The sequence below is a fragment of the Ideonella sp. genome (assembly GCF_041287625.1).
GTDB lineage: Bacteria > Pseudomonadota > Gammaproteobacteria > Burkholderiales > Burkholderiaceae_C > Ideonella.
Genome location: NZ_JBGGNH010000031.1, coordinates 164,639 through 178,403, shown reverse-complemented (window position 1 = coordinate 178,403; position 13,765 = coordinate 164,639). Strand labels below are relative to the sequence as shown.

Genomic DNA, 13,765 nt, shown 5'->3' with positions numbered 1-13,765 from the left:
AGTTGGCTGGCCACCTTCCACCACACGAGGAACACTGTCATGCCGAAAGTCACGCACCCCGTCGCCCACAAGGGCGATTTCCTGGTCGACTACGAAGAGAAAGTCTTCGAGGACGTGAAGGCCGAGCCGGGCGAGAAGGCCCTGGTGACCTTCCACACCGTGGCCTTCGAAGGCTCCATCGGGCTGGTCAACCTGCTGCAGGCCACACGGCTGCAGCGCAAGGGTTTCGAGACCTCCGTGCTGCTCTACGGCCCGGGCGTGACGCTGGGCGTCAAGCGTGGTTTTCCGAAGCTGGGCGACGAGGCCTTCCCAGGCCACCAGAACTTCAACAACCAGATCACCAAGTTCATCGCCGAAGGCGGCAAGGTCTACGCCTGCCGTTTTGCGCTGCAGGCGCTGTACGGCCATGGCGAAGGCGCGCTGATCGAAGGCGTGCGCCCGATCAACCCGCTGGATGTGCTGGACATCGTGCTCCTTCACCGCAAGGCCGGCGCGTTCATTTTGGACACCTGGACGCTGTGAGCTGACGCCATGGCTGACACGAAGCAGAAGACCGTGCGCGCCGCTGCCGCGCAGATCGCGCCGGACCTGGACAGCGCCGACGGCACGCTGGCCCGCGTGCTCGAAACCATGCGCGACGCCGCGCGCCAGGGCGTGGAGCTGATCGTCTTCCCCGAGACCTTCCTGCCCTACTACCCGTACTTCTCCTTCGTGCTGCCACCGGTGCTGCAAGGCCCGCCGCATTTGCTGCTGATGGACCGCGCGCCGACCGTGCCCGGCCCGGTGACGGACGCGGTGAGCGCCGCGGCGCGCGAGCTGGGCATGGTCGTGGTGCTGGGCCTGAACGAGCGCGACCACGGCAGCCTCTACAACACCCAGCTGATCTTCGACGCCGATGGCCGCTTGCTGCTCAAGCGCCGCAAAATCACGCCGACCTACCACGAGCGCATGGTCTGGGGCCAGGGCGACGGCGCGGGGCTGACGGCGGTGGACACGCGCGTGGGCCGTGTCGGTGCGCTGGCCTGCTGGGAGCACTACAACCCGCTGGCCCGTTACGCGCTGATGGCCGAGCATGAAGAGATCCACTGCGCGCAGTTTCCCGGTTCGCTGGTGGGCCCCATCTTCGCGGACCAGATGGGCGTGACCATCCGCCACCACGCGCTGGAAGCCGGCTGCTTCGTGGTCAACGCCACCGGCTGGCTGCACCCGGAGCAGATCCGCAGCATCACGCCGGACGAGAAGCTGCAGGGCGCTTTGCGCGGCGGCTGCCACACGGCCATCGTCTCGCCCGAAGGCAAGTACCTGGCCGAGCCGCTGACCGAAGGCGAAGGCTTGGTGATCGCCGACCTGGACATGGCGCTGATCGCCAAGCGCAAACGCATGATGGATTCGGTCGGCCACTACGCCCGGCCCGAGCTGCTGAGCCTGGCCATCCGCCGCGAACCGGCCGCCACCACGCTGGCGCTGCCGGCCGGCGCTTCTCCCTCTTTCACTGAACCTCTGACGGGAGCCTTCGATGCTTGAACTCGCCACCCGCGACCTGATGACCGAGCTGCAGTCCCAGGGCCTGCGTCTGGTGGACCCGAGCGCGGGTGCTGCCAGCCGCCGTGGCGGCGCCGGCCCGTCGGACCACAAGGCCGTGACGGTGGACGGCGTGACGCTGATGGTGCCGGTGCACACCGCCACCGCGTTCAGCTCGCCGTTTGTGGCCGACGCGCCAGGGGCAGACGGCATCAGCACGCTGCGCCGCGGCGCCATCCCCATCGCGCAGATCCAGTTCCCGCGCCAGCCGAAGTTCTACAGCCGGCAGACGGCCGAAGGCGTGCCGTATTCGCACATTGCCACGCTGCACGGCAGCGACGTGCTGGCCACCACGGTGCTGCAGACCTGCATCCGCTACGAGAGCCGGCGCAAGGCCTGCAAGTTCTGCGCGATTGGTCAGTCGCTGGCGGCAGGCCGCACCATTGCCCGCAAGACGCCGGCACAACTGGCCGAAGTGGCCAAGGCCGCCGTGGAGCTGGATGGCGTGAAGCACATGGTGATGACCACCGGCACGCCGCCCACCCCGGACCGCGGTGCGGCCATCCTCTGCGAAAGCGCCGCCGCCATCCGCGCCGCGGTGGACCTGCCGCTGCAGGCCCAGTGCGAACCGCCGGACACCAACACCTGGTTCCAGCGCCTGAAGGACAGCGGCGTGGACACGCTGGGCATGCACCTGGAAGTCATCGGCGAAGACCTGCGCCAGCGCCTGCTGCCCGGCAAGGCCGAGGTGCCGATGGCGCGTTATTGGGATGCCTTCGAGGCGGCGGTCGAGGTCTTCGGCCGCGGCCAGGTCAGCACCTATCTGCTGGCCGGCCTGGGCGACAGCGCAGAGGCCTTGCTGGCCACCAGCGAACGCCTGCTGGCCCTGGGCGTCTACCCCTTTGTCGTGCCCTTTGTGCCCATCAGCGGCACGCCGCTGGAAGACCATTCCGCGCCTTCTGCCGAGTTCATGCGCGAGGTGCTGGCGCCGCTGGGCGCGCTGGTGGATGCGGCTGGCATGCGGGCGGGCGACATCAAGGCCGGCTGCGGCCGTTGCGCGGCCTGCTCCACGCTGTCCCGCTACGAAGCTCCGCTCGCCAGCTGAGGAGACGACGATGAACCTCGCGACCCATCTGGCTGCCCGTCCACCGCTCCCCAAATGGTGCGAGCTGCCAACGAGCTTCGAGCCACAAGAATTCCGCATCCAGTGGGCCAGCAACCCGTGGATGCAGGTCCAGGCGCTGGCCTTGCGCCGCCAGGTGTTCTGCGAAGAGCAAGGCCTGTTCGACGGCGACGACCTCGACGCCATTGACCGCCACAACCCCAGCACGCGGCTGCTGGTCGCGCTGTCCTGCTGGGGCGGCCAGCCAGACGAACTGCTGGGCACCGTGCGCATCCACGAGGCGGCGCCCGGCCTGTGGTGGGGCTCGCGGCTGGCGGTGCAGCGCGGCTGGCGCCAGCATGGTCGCCTGGGCAGCACGCTGATCCGCCTGGCCGTGAGCAGCGCCCATGCGCTGGGCTGCCGCGAGTTCCTGGCCCAGGTGCAGGCGCAGAACGTGCCGCTGTTCCAGCGCCTGAACTGGCAGGTGCTGGACGAGCAACTGCTGCACGGCAGGCCGCATGCGCTGATGCGCGCGGACCTGGCGTTCTACCCGCCGTGCGAGACGCCATATGCGGGTTACGTGCTTGCTCAGGGGCGCCGTCATGACTGAGCTATCGAGCCTGGTTGCATCGCTGCGTACCAGCCGCGGCTTCGTGCACAAGCGCGACATCGCCGCCGTGCTGAGCCGCCTGCACTCCACCACCGGCCACACCGCCGTGCCGAACGGCGACGACTGCGCGGTGCTGCCCGATGCAGCGGGCGACGGCCACCTGCTGTTCGCCATCGAAGGCCTGATGGCCGACTTCGTGCAGGCGATGCCCTGGTTTGCGGGGTACAGCGCCGTGATGGTCAACCTCAGCGACATTGCCGCGATGGGCGGCCGGCCGCTGGCGGTGGTGGACGCGCTGTGGAGTGCCAGCGAGGCGGACGCGGCCGAAGTGCTGGCCGGCATGCGCGCCGCCTGCGAGCGCTACGGCGTGCCGCTGGTGGGCGGCCACACCAATCTGCGCAGCAGCAGCGCGCAGTTGGCGGTCGCAGTGCTGGGCCGAGCGCAGCGCTTGATCAGCAGCTTCGCCGCAAAGCCGGGCGACCGGCTGCTGATGGCGGTGGACCTGCGTGGTGAATGGCAGGGCGCGCACCCGTTCTGGAACGCCTCCACCTCGGCGCCTGCGGCGCGGCTGCGCGCCGACCTCGCGCTGTTGCCCGCGCTTGCCGAAGCCGGGCTGTGCGATGCCGGCAAGGACATCAGCATGGCGGGCGTGCTGGGCACCACGCTGATGCTGCTGGAGAGTTCGGGCGTCGGCGCGCGCATCGCGTTGGACCGCTTGCCACTGCCGCCCTGCACGCCGGATTGGGCGGAGGAGGGCGACGCTGCAGAGGCCGCACGGCTTCGCTGGCTGGGCGCGTTCCCCAGCTTCGGCTTTGTGCTCAGCGTGCGGCCGGCGCATGTGGCCGAGGTCATGGCGCGATTTGCCGCGCATGGCATTGCCTGCGCCGATGTGGGCGAAGTCACTGCGGGCACCCAGCTGCAGCTCAGCCTGGGTGACGCGGCGGCCACGCTGTGGGACCTGAGCGAAACGCCGTTCATCGGCAGCGGGAGCTCGAAATGACCGAGAAGCTGCGCATCGCCCTGCTCACGCATTCCGTGCTGCCGCGTGGTGGCGTGGTGCACACGCTGGAGCTGGCCGAGGCGCTGCATGCGCGTGGTCATGCGGTGACGGTGCTGGCGCCCGCCGAGCCGGGGCAGCAGTTGTTCCGCACGACCAGCTGCGAGGTTGCGCTGCTGCCGCTGCCCGAGGTCACGGGCGACCTGGTGCAGCAAGTCGGCCAGCGCATTGCCGGCCTGGAACGCGGCCTGCCGGCGCTGTTGCGTGGCCGCTTCGATCTGCTGCATGCGCAGGACAGCCTCAGCGGCAACGCGCTGGCCACGCTGCGCCGCCGCTGCCCGGACCTGCCGGCATGGGTGCGCACGGTGCATCACCTGGACAGCTTCGCCCAGCCGCAACTGGCGCAATGGCAGCAGCGCGCCTGGCAGGCGGCCGACGCGGTCGCCTGCGTCAGCGACACCTGGTGCGAGCGCCTGCTGCGCGAACACGGACAACGCGCGGCCCGCATGTTCAACGGCGTGAACCTTGAGCGCTTCCAGTCCGGCGCAGTGGCCGGCGACGCTGGGCAACTCGCGGCGCTGGGGCTGTTGGACGACGCACCCATCTGCCTGGCCGTTGGCGGCGTGGAGCAGCGCAAGAACAGCGTGCGCCTGTTGCAGGCCTTCGGGGCTTTGCGCGCGAACGATCCGGCCTGGGCCGATGCGCGCCTCGTCATTGCCGGCGGCGCCAGCCTGCTGGACCACAGCAGCGCGTTGCGCGGCTGGCAGGCGGCTTTGGCGGCACTGGGCCTCACCGAAGGACCGGGTGCGCCGGTGCTGCGCCTGGGGGCCGTCGAAGATGCTGCGCTGCCGGCGCTGATGCGGCGCGCGCGCCTGCTGGCCATGCCCTCGCTGGTCGAAGGCTTCGGGCTGGTGGCGCTCGAAGCGCTGGCCTGCGGCACGCCGGTGCTGGTCTCGCGCCGGGCGCCGTTCACCGAGCACCTGGCCGGCACACCTGCCGTGGCCTGGTGCGAGCCCGAGGATGTCAGCTCCATCGCGCGTGGCCTGCAGCAGGCCGCCCTGGCACAACGCCTGCACCAACCGCCGCCAGTCTGCGTGGCGCACAGCTGGGCCCGCAGCGCGGCGCTGCACGAAGGCTGGTACCAGCGTGTGCTGCAACGGCGCGTGTTGCGCACGGGCGTGAGCCGCGCCGACCAAGCCGAGCGCGACGCGTTGTCCTGCGACATCCCTTCCCGAACTCGAACTCACCGGAGCCACCATGCCCGCCATGCACTACACCGTCCGCTGGCCCGACGCCAGCGAGACCACCTGCTACTCGCCTTCGCTGGTGATCCAGGACTTCTTTGCGCTGCAGCAGGACTACCCGCTGCCCGAGTTCCTGCGCCGCCTGCGCGAAGCCACGGCCATTGCCAACGAGCGCGTGCAGGCCAAGTTCGGCTTCACCTGCTCGCGTGCCAGCGACCAGCTCGGCGCCACCGAGCGCCGCGCCGCGGCCTTCGCGCAAACGCCGGAAGCCAGCGTTCGACTGCTGGCTTTCGGCCCGGCCGATTGAGGCGCCTTTTTAATCGACTCTGACCCCATTTAGAGAAAGGCAACACGCCATGTCTGCTTCGCTTGCTCATCACAGTGTGCTCATCGTCGGCGGAGGGCAGGCGGGCTTGTCGCTGAGCCATCACCTTCAGTCGGCCGGCGTGGACCACCTGGTGCTGGAAAAGCACAAGGCCATGCACACCTGGCGCACGCAGCGCTGGGACAGTTTCACGCTGGTCACGCCGAACTGGCAGTGCGCGCTGCCAGGGCACCCGTACGACGGGCCCGACCCGCATGGCTTCATGAACAAAAGCGAGATCGCGGCTTACCTGGACGGGTTCCGGGCCAAGTTGCAGCCGCCGCTGCGCGAGGGTGTGTCGGTCGAGTCGGTGAAGCCGCTGCCGGATGGGCGCTTCCTGGTGAAGAGCAGCGATGGCGAATGCACCGCCGATCAAGTTGTGGTCGCATCCGGCGGCTATCACCAGCCCATCGTGCCGCGCCTGGCCGAGCGCTTGCCGGCCTCGGTCACGCAGCTGCATTCGGCCGACTACCGCAACCCGGCGCAGTTGCCGCCGGGCAAGGTGCTGGTCGTCGGCGCCGGGCAGAGCGGCGCGCAGATCGCCGAGGACCTGCACCTTGCCGGTCGCGAGGTGGTGCTGGCGGTGGGCGACGCGCCGCGCTGCGCGCGCTTCTACCGCGGGCGCGACGTGGTCGACTGGCTGGCCGACATGGGTTACTACGACATGCCGGTCACCGCCCACCCGCTGCGCGAAGGCGTGCGCGACAACACCAACCACTACGTGACCGGCCGCGACGGCGGGCGCGACATTGACCTGCGCCGTTTCGCCCTTGAAGGCATGCAGCTTTACGGCTCGCTGCAGGCACTGGACGGCGACACGCTGCGCTTTGCGCCCACGCTGCGGGCCGCGCTGGACGGCGCTGACCGCACCTACAACAGCATCAACGCCAGCATCGACCAGCACATCGCGCGGCAGGGCCTCGACGCGCCGCCGCCCAGCGTCTACACGCCGGTGTGGCAGCCGGAGGGCGAGCGCGAGACGCTCTCGCTGGCGGCGTCCGGCATCACCTCGGTCATCTGGTGCATCGGCTTCTCACCGGACTTCCGATGGCTGGACGCGCCGATCTTCAACGGCCGTGGTCACCCGGTGCATGAACGCGGTGTGACCGCCGTGCCAGGCCTCTACGTGCTGGGCCTGCCGTGGCTGCACACCTGGGGCTCTGGGCGATTTTCGGGAGTGGACCGCGACGCCGCCTTTCTCGCGGCCTGCATCACTGAGCGGCGCAGCGCGCTGCTCGCCGCGGCCAGGCCTGCGCAACAGCTCGGGTGCCCAGCCTGAGACGGACCCGCATGCCCGGCGGGGTTTCCAGCCGGGTGCGCGTATTCCACTATGGCAGGACGCCGCGACGATGCAGAAGATGCCTCCCCTGCCGTTTGATTTGAATGCCCGCACCGAATGCCGGCATTTTTTTGAGGCCTGTAATGAACGAACTGAATAGTTCATTTTTGCCAAATCCCAGACATTTGGAGACATCGCATGACCCAACGCCGCGTTCCTGTTCCGCTCGACACCGCCACGCTGCCCAGCCCCGATGCTGCTGTTCCCCAGCGCATGACGCGGCGCTTCTTTGGCAAGTTGCTGGGCGCGCCGGCCATCCTGGGCTCGACGGTGACGCTGTCTGCATGCGACGACGGCAATGACCCGGCGCCCGCACCCGCCCCGCCGCCCGCGCCGGCAGCGCTGAGCCGGGCCGCGTTTGTGGCCACGATTGCCGACAGCTTCGATTGGGTGCACTCCTCCCAGTACAACGACCAGTACAAGGCCGTTCAGCCGACCTTTGCCGATGTCCTGCTGGGCGTGACGCCGTATGCGAGGCAGATCGAGACGGCGCTGGAGGAGGGCGTGGTCAGCAACGCCCAGGGCGACTTCCGGCCCGAAGCGGCGGTGACCCGCGAGGACGCAGCGGAGATGTACGCCCTGGCCTTCAAGGTTCCCGCGGCCACCACCGACGCGCTGGCCGCTTTCGGCGACGCCAGCAGCGTCAGCGCTTCCCGCCGGGCCAGCGTGAATGCGATGCTGGCGGCGGGCTACATGGCGGGTACAACTGCCACCACCTTCCAGCCCGCGGGCACGCTCACGGCTGCTGAGGCTGCAGCCATTCTGGCCGCCATCCAGGCCAAGCAGGTGTCCCCGCCGCAGGTGATGTGCAAGGCGGGTACCACCGCCCCGCGCCGCTACGTGCGCATCTCCACGCCCACCGAGGGCGCGACGATCTACTACACCTTCACCTACGACGGCAGCGAGCCGCCAGACCCGCTCACGGCCGGCGCGGTGTACGACTTCACCGTCGATGGCGTGTTGCAGTTCGTCAACCCGCTGAGTTCCACCACGGATTCCCGGCTCTATCGCCTCAAGGCTGTGGCCAAGAAGGACGGGCTTGCGACCAGCGCCGTGCGTGAATTCATGTGGAACATCGTGCGCCCGCAGGTGGGCAACTTCCAGGCGCGGCTGATGCATGCCGGTACCGCCACCACGCCCACGGTGTGGAAGATCAACAACCCGGCCGAGTACTACCAGGCCTTTGTCTTCTACATCGAAGGCAGCAGCCGGGGGCTGGTCTTCGATTGCGGCGAGTATGGCTACCAGAAGGCCAACCTGAAGGCCTTCATCGACACCCTTGCCACCAAGCCCTACGACGTGATGGTGGGCCACAACCACCCGGACCACGCCGAGCAGATCTACAACTTCACCTCCGCTGGCGTGACGCTGTATGCCTCGGCCATCGAGAAGGCGGCCTTCATGGCATCGAGCCGGCCGGACTTCCAGGCCGCCGGCACCGCGGCGGTGGCCATTGCCGACGGGCAGGTCCTGGACCTGGGCAACGTGCAAGGCACGGCCTGGGTTCAGCCGGGCCATACCAATGGCACGCTGACCTTCATCGTCAATCAGACCGGCTGGGTCTTCGGCTCGGACATGTGGGGTTGCAACCGCCCGCACACCGCAGACACGACGCAGTACCAGAGTGTCAAGGTCGACTTGTTCCTGTCGCTCACCCGGCAGTTGATCGCCAACTACCGGCGCAGCAGCACCTCGGGCGAGATCGTCGAGGTGACCAATGCGCATCAGGAGGTCTCGGTCGGCATGGCCTGCATCAACAACTTCGTGACCTGCTTTCAGCAACTGATCGATGGTGGCAATGCGGTTGCGCTGCCCTCCATTCGCGGCGGGACCAAGGTGGGCGACCGCATGAGCATCGTGGGCGACATGTGGCGGGACAAGAACTGGCTCGCGATCGGCCCGATCGGCAAATATGCCGCCCCGGTGGACTACTTCAGCAAGCCCACCACCGCCTACCCCTGCAACGTGACGGTCGACTACAACACCGCGCAGGGCTACCGGCAATACGCGGTGTTGAGCCACATTGCCTTCATTGGCGGCACGCTGGTGGGGGTGGATGTCTCGTGGGCCGCGCCCGTCAACGGGACACCCAACACGCTGCCCGACAAGTTCGACCCCTGGACCTACGCCTACACCGTCCTGGTGCCTCGCGGCAGCAGCAGCATCGTGGTCACGCCCACACCACTGTCCAGCAAGGTCAGCGCCATGAAGCTCGACGGTGCGGCGCTTGCGGTGGGCGCGAGTGCCTCGGTGGCCGTGTCCGCCGGCAGCACCTTTACCGTCGAGCTGGTCTCTGCCGACGCAAGCGTCAGCAGCACCTACACCTTCACGGTGCAAATGCTGGCCTGACGCCGGGGGGGCGTGACCCTGGCCCCCCACCTATACTCGTCAAATGAACCAAAGGGTACATCTTGCGAAGATGCCAGTGGCCGCGGTTGAGCATGACGCTGGCGGGGCGGGCACTGCTGCCAAAGGGGCGGTCAGGCAGCGGGTGAAGGCAGCCAGCAAGGCCGCCAAGCCCGCACCGGCAAGACCCGTGACGGCTGCGGCCGGCGCAAAGGCCCCCAGCCGCACCAACGACCCGGAGCGCACGATGGCCGGCATCCTGGAGGTGGCCTACCGGGAGTTCGCCGAGAAGGGTTGGGCGGGGGCGCGCATCGATGAGATCGCCGACGCCACGCACACCAGCAAGCGGATGATCTACTACTACTTCGGCAGCAAGGACGGGCTGTACCTGGCCGTGCTGGAGGAGGCCTACCGGCGCATGCGTGCCATCGAGTCGCAGCAGCAGCTCGAAGACCTGCCGCCGGAGCAGGCGCTGCGCCGGCTGGTGGAGTTCACCTTCGACCACCACCAGGGCCACCCGCAGTACATCCGGCTGGTGATGTCCGAGAACATGAACCGCGGGCAGTTCATTGCCCAGAGCAGCAACATCCAGCAACTCAACGTGCCGGCCATCGACGCGATCCGCCAGCTCTACGAGCGCGGTGTGGCCGAGGGCGTGTTCCGCGCCGGGCTGGACGCGATCGACATCCATGCGTCGATCTCCGCATTGAGCTTCTTCAATGTCTCGAACCAGCACACCTTCGGGCTGATCTTCAAGCGCGACATGCAGGCAGCCGGGAACCTCGCGGCGCGCCGCAGCAACGTCACCGAGATGGTCGTGCGCTACGTGCTGAAGTAGCGCAGGACAGCGGGCTTCCATGCGCTTTGCTGGCTGGACCTCGCAACGACTTACGAAAGTTGCCCAAGGCATCGTCAATGATGTGGCGACCTGAGTCGAGCGCGAGTTTGTTGTCATCAACAACGAGCACGAGGACTTCGCCCCGGAGTGCCCGCCGGCGCGAGCAGCCCACTATGCACTGGAGGGTCGTCTTCTGCGAGTCATCGGACACATCACGCTCAAGGACATGCTTGCCAGGTTGAAGACGCAAACGCCGGCCTGACGCTGGCATGTCGCACTGCGGAGATGGTGCGGCGTTGACGTCAAAACTTGCCGGGAGTGTGTTGCGCCGCAGGGGAAAACCCCGTTTGTTAAAAACGAACTAGTTCGTACATTGTGTGTCATGGAGATCGCGCCGGGACAGGCGCGACTCGCCAGGGCCGGCGCGCGGCGCCCCAAGGAGACACGGTGAAGAAACTGATCGACGGCTACTGCCGCCTGCTGGAGTACACGATTGCGCTGATGCTGGCGCTGATGGTGCTGCTGGTGTTCGGCAATGTGCTGCTGCGCTACGGCTTCAATTCGGGCATTGCCGTCAGCGAGGAACTCAGCCGCTGGCTGTTCGTGTGGATGACCTTCCTGGGCGCCATCGTCGCGCTGCGCGATCACGGCCACCTGGGCTCGGACATGCTGGTCTCGCGCCTGGGTCCGACAGGCAAGAAGGTCTGCCTGGCGCTGGGCCAGCTGCTGATGCTGTACGCCACCTGGCTGCTGTTCTCCGGCAGCCTGGCGCAGGCCCGCATCAACTGGGACGTGCAGGCGCCGGTGACCGGGGCTTCGATGGCGATCTTCTATGGCTCGGGCGTGCTGTTCGCGGTGTCTTCCGCGGTGCTGCTGCTGCGCGACCTGGTGCGCACGCTCAGCGGCCAGCTGGCCGACGACGAGCTGGTGATGGTGCAGGAGTCGGAGGACCTGGCGGCCATGGAAGCGCTGGGCCACGGCAAGGCGCCGCCCATCGGGCAGGGCCCGAACTCGATGACCTTCCCGCGTTAAAGAAGCCTCGCATGACCGTTTTCATCTTCCTCGGTTCGCTGCTCGCCGTGATGGCGCTGGGCGTGCCCATCGCCTATTCACTGCTGCTATCGGGTGTGGCGCTGATGTGGCACCTGGACATGTTCGACGCGCAGATCCTGGCGCAGAACGTGATCAACGGGGCCGACAGTTTCCCGCTGCTGGCGGTGCCGTTTTTCATGCTGGCCGGCGAGGTGATGAACGTGGGCGGGCTGTCGCGCCGCATCGTCAAGCTGGCGCTGACGCTGGTGGGCCACCGCCGCGGCGGGCTGGGCTTCGTGGCCATCGTCGCGGCCTGCATGCTGGCGGCGCTGTCCGGCTCGGCCGTGGCCGACACCGCGGCGCTGGCCTCACTGCTGCTGCCGATGATGGTGCGCGCCGGCCATGACAAGGCGCGTGCCGGCGGCCTGATCGCCTCGGCCGGCATCATCGCGCCGGTGATCCCGCCGTCCATCGGCTTCGTGATCTTCGGCGTGGCAGCCAACGTCTCGATCAGCAAGCTGTTCCTCGCCGGCATCGTGCCGGGGCTGCTGATGGCCTTGAGCATTGCCATCGCTTGGTGGTGGGTGGCCAAGCGCGAGAACATCGTGCCGCCGCCCAAGGCCAGCATGGCCGAGCGGCTGCATGCGCTGAAGGAATCGACCTGGGCGCTGGGCCTGCCGGTGATCGTCGTCGTCGGACTGAAGATGGGCGTGTTCACGCCGACCGAAGCGGCGGTGGTCGCGGCGGTCTATGCGCTGCTGGTCTCCACGCTGGTGTACCGCGAGCTGCACTGGCGCCAGCTGAAGGATGTGTTCGTGACCGCCGCGAAGACCACCGCAGTGATCATGTTCCTGGTCGCCGCGGCCATGGTCTCGGCCTGGTTGATCACGGTGGCCGACATCCCGTCCAAGATGATCGCGCTGCTCGAACCCTTCATGGGCAACCAGACGCTGCTGCTGATCGCGATGATGGTGCTGGTGATGGCCGTGGGCACGGCGATGGACATGACGCCCACCATCCTGATCATGACGCCGGTGCTGATGCCGGTGGTCAGGGCCGCCGGCATCGACCCGGTCTACTTCGGCGTGCTGTTCATCATCAACAACGCCATCGGCCTGATCACGCCGCCGGTGGGCACGGTGCTCAACGTGGTGGCCGGCGTGGGCCGCATGAAGATGGACGAGGTCACGCGCGGCGTGCTGCCCTTCATGACCGCGCAGTTCATCGTGATGTTCCTGATGGTGTTCTTCCCCTGGCTGGTCACCGGCCCTGCGCGCTGGTTCCACAGCTGAACACCTGACCTCCTTTCCCCAAGATTCAGACCCGAAAACAACGGAGACACGACAACATGAAGCGACTCTTTCTGAAGGCCACGCTGGCCGCACTGAGCCTGGCCGTCCTTGGCACCGCCTCGGCGCAGGACATCAAGGAACGCACGATCAAGTTCGCCACGCAGAACCCCAAGGGCCATCCGCTGGTGATGGGCATGGAGAAGTTCGCCGAGTTGCTGGCCGCCAGGAGCGGCGGCAAGCTGCAGGTCAAGCTGTTCCCCGGCGGCGTGCTGGGCGGGGACGCGCAGAACGTCTCGGCGCTGCAGGGCGGCACGCTGGAGATGGTGACGCTTAACGCCGGCATCCTGGCCTCCCAGGTCAAGGAATTCGCGGTGTTCGACTTCCCGTTCATGTTCGGCAGCGCGCAGGAGGCCGACGCGGTGGTCGACGGCCCGTTCGGCCAGACGATGCTGGCCAAGCTGGACGCCAAGAACCTGCACGGCCTGACCTATTTCGACCTGGGTTTCCGCCAGCTCACCAACAGCAAGCGGCCGCTGACCAAGGCCGAGGACATTGCCGGCCTGAAGCTGCGCGTGATCCCGAATGCGATCAACGTCGACTGGGTCAGCGCGCTGGGTGCCAACCCCACGCCGATGGCCTTCCCCGAGGTCTACGCCGCGATGGAGCAGAAGGCGATCGACGGCCAGGAGAACCCGCTGTCGGTCATCAACATCAACAAGTTCTACGAGGTGCAGAAGTACCTCACGCTGAGCAACCACCAGTACAACCACCAGGCGGTGCTGGTCAGCCAGAAGCTGTGGGGTGCGCTCAGCAATGACGAGAAGAAGCTCTTCAGCGATGCCGCCGCCGAGGCTGCGAAATACCAGCGCCAGGTGGCCAGCGAGCAGACCGGCCAGGCGCTGGAGGCGCTGAAGAAGGCTGGCATGCAGGTCAGCGAATTCAGCCCGGCCGAGCTGGCCAAGATCCGCGAGAAATTGAAGCCGGTGATCGACAAGCACGCGGCCATCGCAGGCGTCGAGACGGTCACCGCGCTGCAGGCCGAGTTGGCCAAGCTGCGCAAGTAAGCCGCAGCACCACACT

12 protein-coding genes and 1 pseudogene are annotated in these 13,765 nt (G+C 67.6%); all 13 read left to right on the top strand.

Annotated elements, in window-relative coordinates:
- The first annotated feature begins 39 nt into the window (after window positions 1-39).
- The 13 genes and pseudogenes from ACAH41_RS12790 (at window position 40) to ACAH41_RS12730 (ending at window position 13,749) form a co-directional block, all read left to right on the top strand.
- Complete coding sequence (locus ACAH41_RS12790; protein WP_141290016.1) at window positions 40-522, top strand: MSMEG_0572/Sll0783 family nitrogen starvation response protein; 483 nt, start codon at window positions 40-42, stop codon at window positions 520-522.
- Window positions 523-531: 9 nt separating this feature from the next.
- Window positions 532-1,524, top strand: coding sequence for a Nit6803 family nitrilase (locus ACAH41_RS12785; protein ID WP_325651254.1), 993 nt, complete (start codon window positions 532-534; stop codon window positions 1,522-1,524).
- A gap of 19 nt (window positions 1,525-1,543) precedes the next feature.
- Window positions 1,544-2,626: an MSMEG_0568 family radical SAM protein gene (locus ACAH41_RS12780; protein ID WP_325651408.1), complete on the top strand. Its 1,083-nt coding sequence runs from the start codon at window positions 1,544-1,546 to the stop codon at window positions 2,624-2,626.
- 10 nt (window positions 2,627-2,636) lie between these two features.
- On the top strand, window positions 2,637-3,233 hold the full coding sequence (locus ACAH41_RS12775) for an MSMEG_0567/Sll0786 family nitrogen starvation N-acetyltransferase (protein WP_325651252.1): 597 nt from the start codon (window positions 2,637-2,639) through the stop codon (window positions 3,231-3,233).
- Entirely contained in the window at window positions 3,226-4,233 is a 1,008-nt protein-coding gene (locus tag ACAH41_RS12770; protein WP_325651250.1) for a sll0787 family AIR synthase-like protein, read from the top strand. Before ACAH41_RS12775 ends, ACAH41_RS12770 begins: the two co-directional genes overlap by 8 nt.
- Window positions 4,230-5,366 (top strand): annotated as a pseudogene (locus ACAH41_RS12765) (MSMEG_0565 family glycosyltransferase); the annotation flags it as partial. The gene ACAH41_RS12770 and the pseudogene ACAH41_RS12765, both read left to right, overlap by 4 nt.
- 121 nt (window positions 5,367-5,487) lie before the next feature.
- A complete protein-coding gene (locus tag ACAH41_RS12760) occupies window positions 5,488-5,781 on the top strand; it encodes an MSMEG_0570 family nitrogen starvation response protein (RefSeq protein ID WP_325651406.1) in 294 nt (97 codons plus the stop codon).
- 49 nt (window positions 5,782-5,830) lie between these two features.
- The gene (locus ACAH41_RS12755; RefSeq protein WP_325651248.1) at window positions 5,831-7,117 is read left to right on the top strand and encodes an MSMEG_0569 family flavin-dependent oxidoreductase; all 1,287 of its coding nucleotides are present in this window, start codon (window positions 5,831-5,833) and stop codon (window positions 7,115-7,117) included.
- Window positions 7,118-7,315: 198 nt separating this feature from the next.
- Entirely contained in the window at window positions 7,316-9,526 is a 2,211-nt protein-coding gene (locus ACAH41_RS12750) for an S-layer homology domain-containing protein (protein WP_325651245.1), read from the top strand.
- A gap of 187 nt (window positions 9,527-9,713) precedes the next feature.
- Window positions 9,714-10,361 (top strand): TetR family transcriptional regulator, encoded by a 648-nt coding sequence (locus ACAH41_RS12745; RefSeq protein WP_370538318.1) that lies wholly within the window; start codon window positions 9,714-9,716, stop codon window positions 10,359-10,361.
- Window positions 10,362-10,808: 447 nt separating this feature from the next.
- The gene (locus tag ACAH41_RS12740) at window positions 10,809-11,393 is read left to right on the top strand and encodes a TRAP transporter small permease (RefSeq protein WP_325651241.1); all 585 of its coding nucleotides are present in this window, start codon (window positions 10,809-10,811) and stop codon (window positions 11,391-11,393) included.
- 11 nt (window positions 11,394-11,404) lie between these two features.
- Window positions 11,405-12,685 (top strand): TRAP transporter large permease subunit, encoded by a 1,281-nt coding sequence (locus ACAH41_RS12735; protein ID WP_325651238.1) that lies wholly within the window; start codon window positions 11,405-11,407, stop codon window positions 12,683-12,685.
- 56 nt (window positions 12,686-12,741) lie between these two features.
- Window positions 12,742-13,749, top strand: a complete 1,008-nt coding sequence (locus tag ACAH41_RS12730) for a TRAP transporter substrate-binding protein (RefSeq protein WP_325651236.1) — start codon at window positions 12,742-12,744, stop codon at window positions 13,747-13,749.
- Window positions 13,750-13,765 lie beyond the last annotated feature (16 nt).

What these genes read in the sequence shown, in the direction of transcription:
- ACAH41_RS12750 (WP_325651245.1), top strand. Translation starts at nt 7,316, where the DNA reads ATGACCCAACGCCGCGTTCCTGTTCCGCTCGACACCGCCACGCTGCCC.
- ACAH41_RS12785 (WP_325651254.1), top strand. Translation starts at nt 532, where the DNA reads ATGGCTGACACGAAGCAGAAGACCGTGCGCGCCGCTGCCGCGCAGATC.
- ACAH41_RS12760 (WP_325651406.1), top strand. Translation starts at nt 5,488, where the DNA reads ATGCCCGCCATGCACTACACCGTCCGCTGGCCCGACGCCAGCGAGACC.
- ACAH41_RS12730 (WP_325651236.1), top strand. Translation starts at nt 12,742, where the DNA reads ATGAAGCGACTCTTTCTGAAGGCCACGCTGGCCGCACTGAGCCTGGCC.
- ACAH41_RS12780 (WP_325651408.1), top strand. Translation starts at nt 1,544, where the DNA reads ATGACCGAGCTGCAGTCCCAGGGCCTGCGTCTGGTGGACCCGAGCGCG.
- ACAH41_RS12755 (WP_325651248.1), top strand. Translation starts at nt 5,831, where the DNA reads ATGTCTGCTTCGCTTGCTCATCACAGTGTGCTCATCGTCGGCGGAGGG.
- ACAH41_RS12790 (WP_141290016.1), top strand. Translation starts at nt 40, where the DNA reads ATGCCGAAAGTCACGCACCCCGTCGCCCACAAGGGCGATTTCCTGGTC.
- ACAH41_RS12770 (WP_325651250.1), top strand. Translation starts at nt 3,226, where the DNA reads ATGACTGAGCTATCGAGCCTGGTTGCATCGCTGCGTACCAGCCGCGGC.
- ACAH41_RS12735 (WP_325651238.1), top strand. Translation starts at nt 11,405, where the DNA reads ATGACCGTTTTCATCTTCCTCGGTTCGCTGCTCGCCGTGATGGCGCTG.
- ACAH41_RS12775 (WP_325651252.1), top strand. Translation starts at nt 2,637, where the DNA reads ATGAACCTCGCGACCCATCTGGCTGCCCGTCCACCGCTCCCCAAATGG.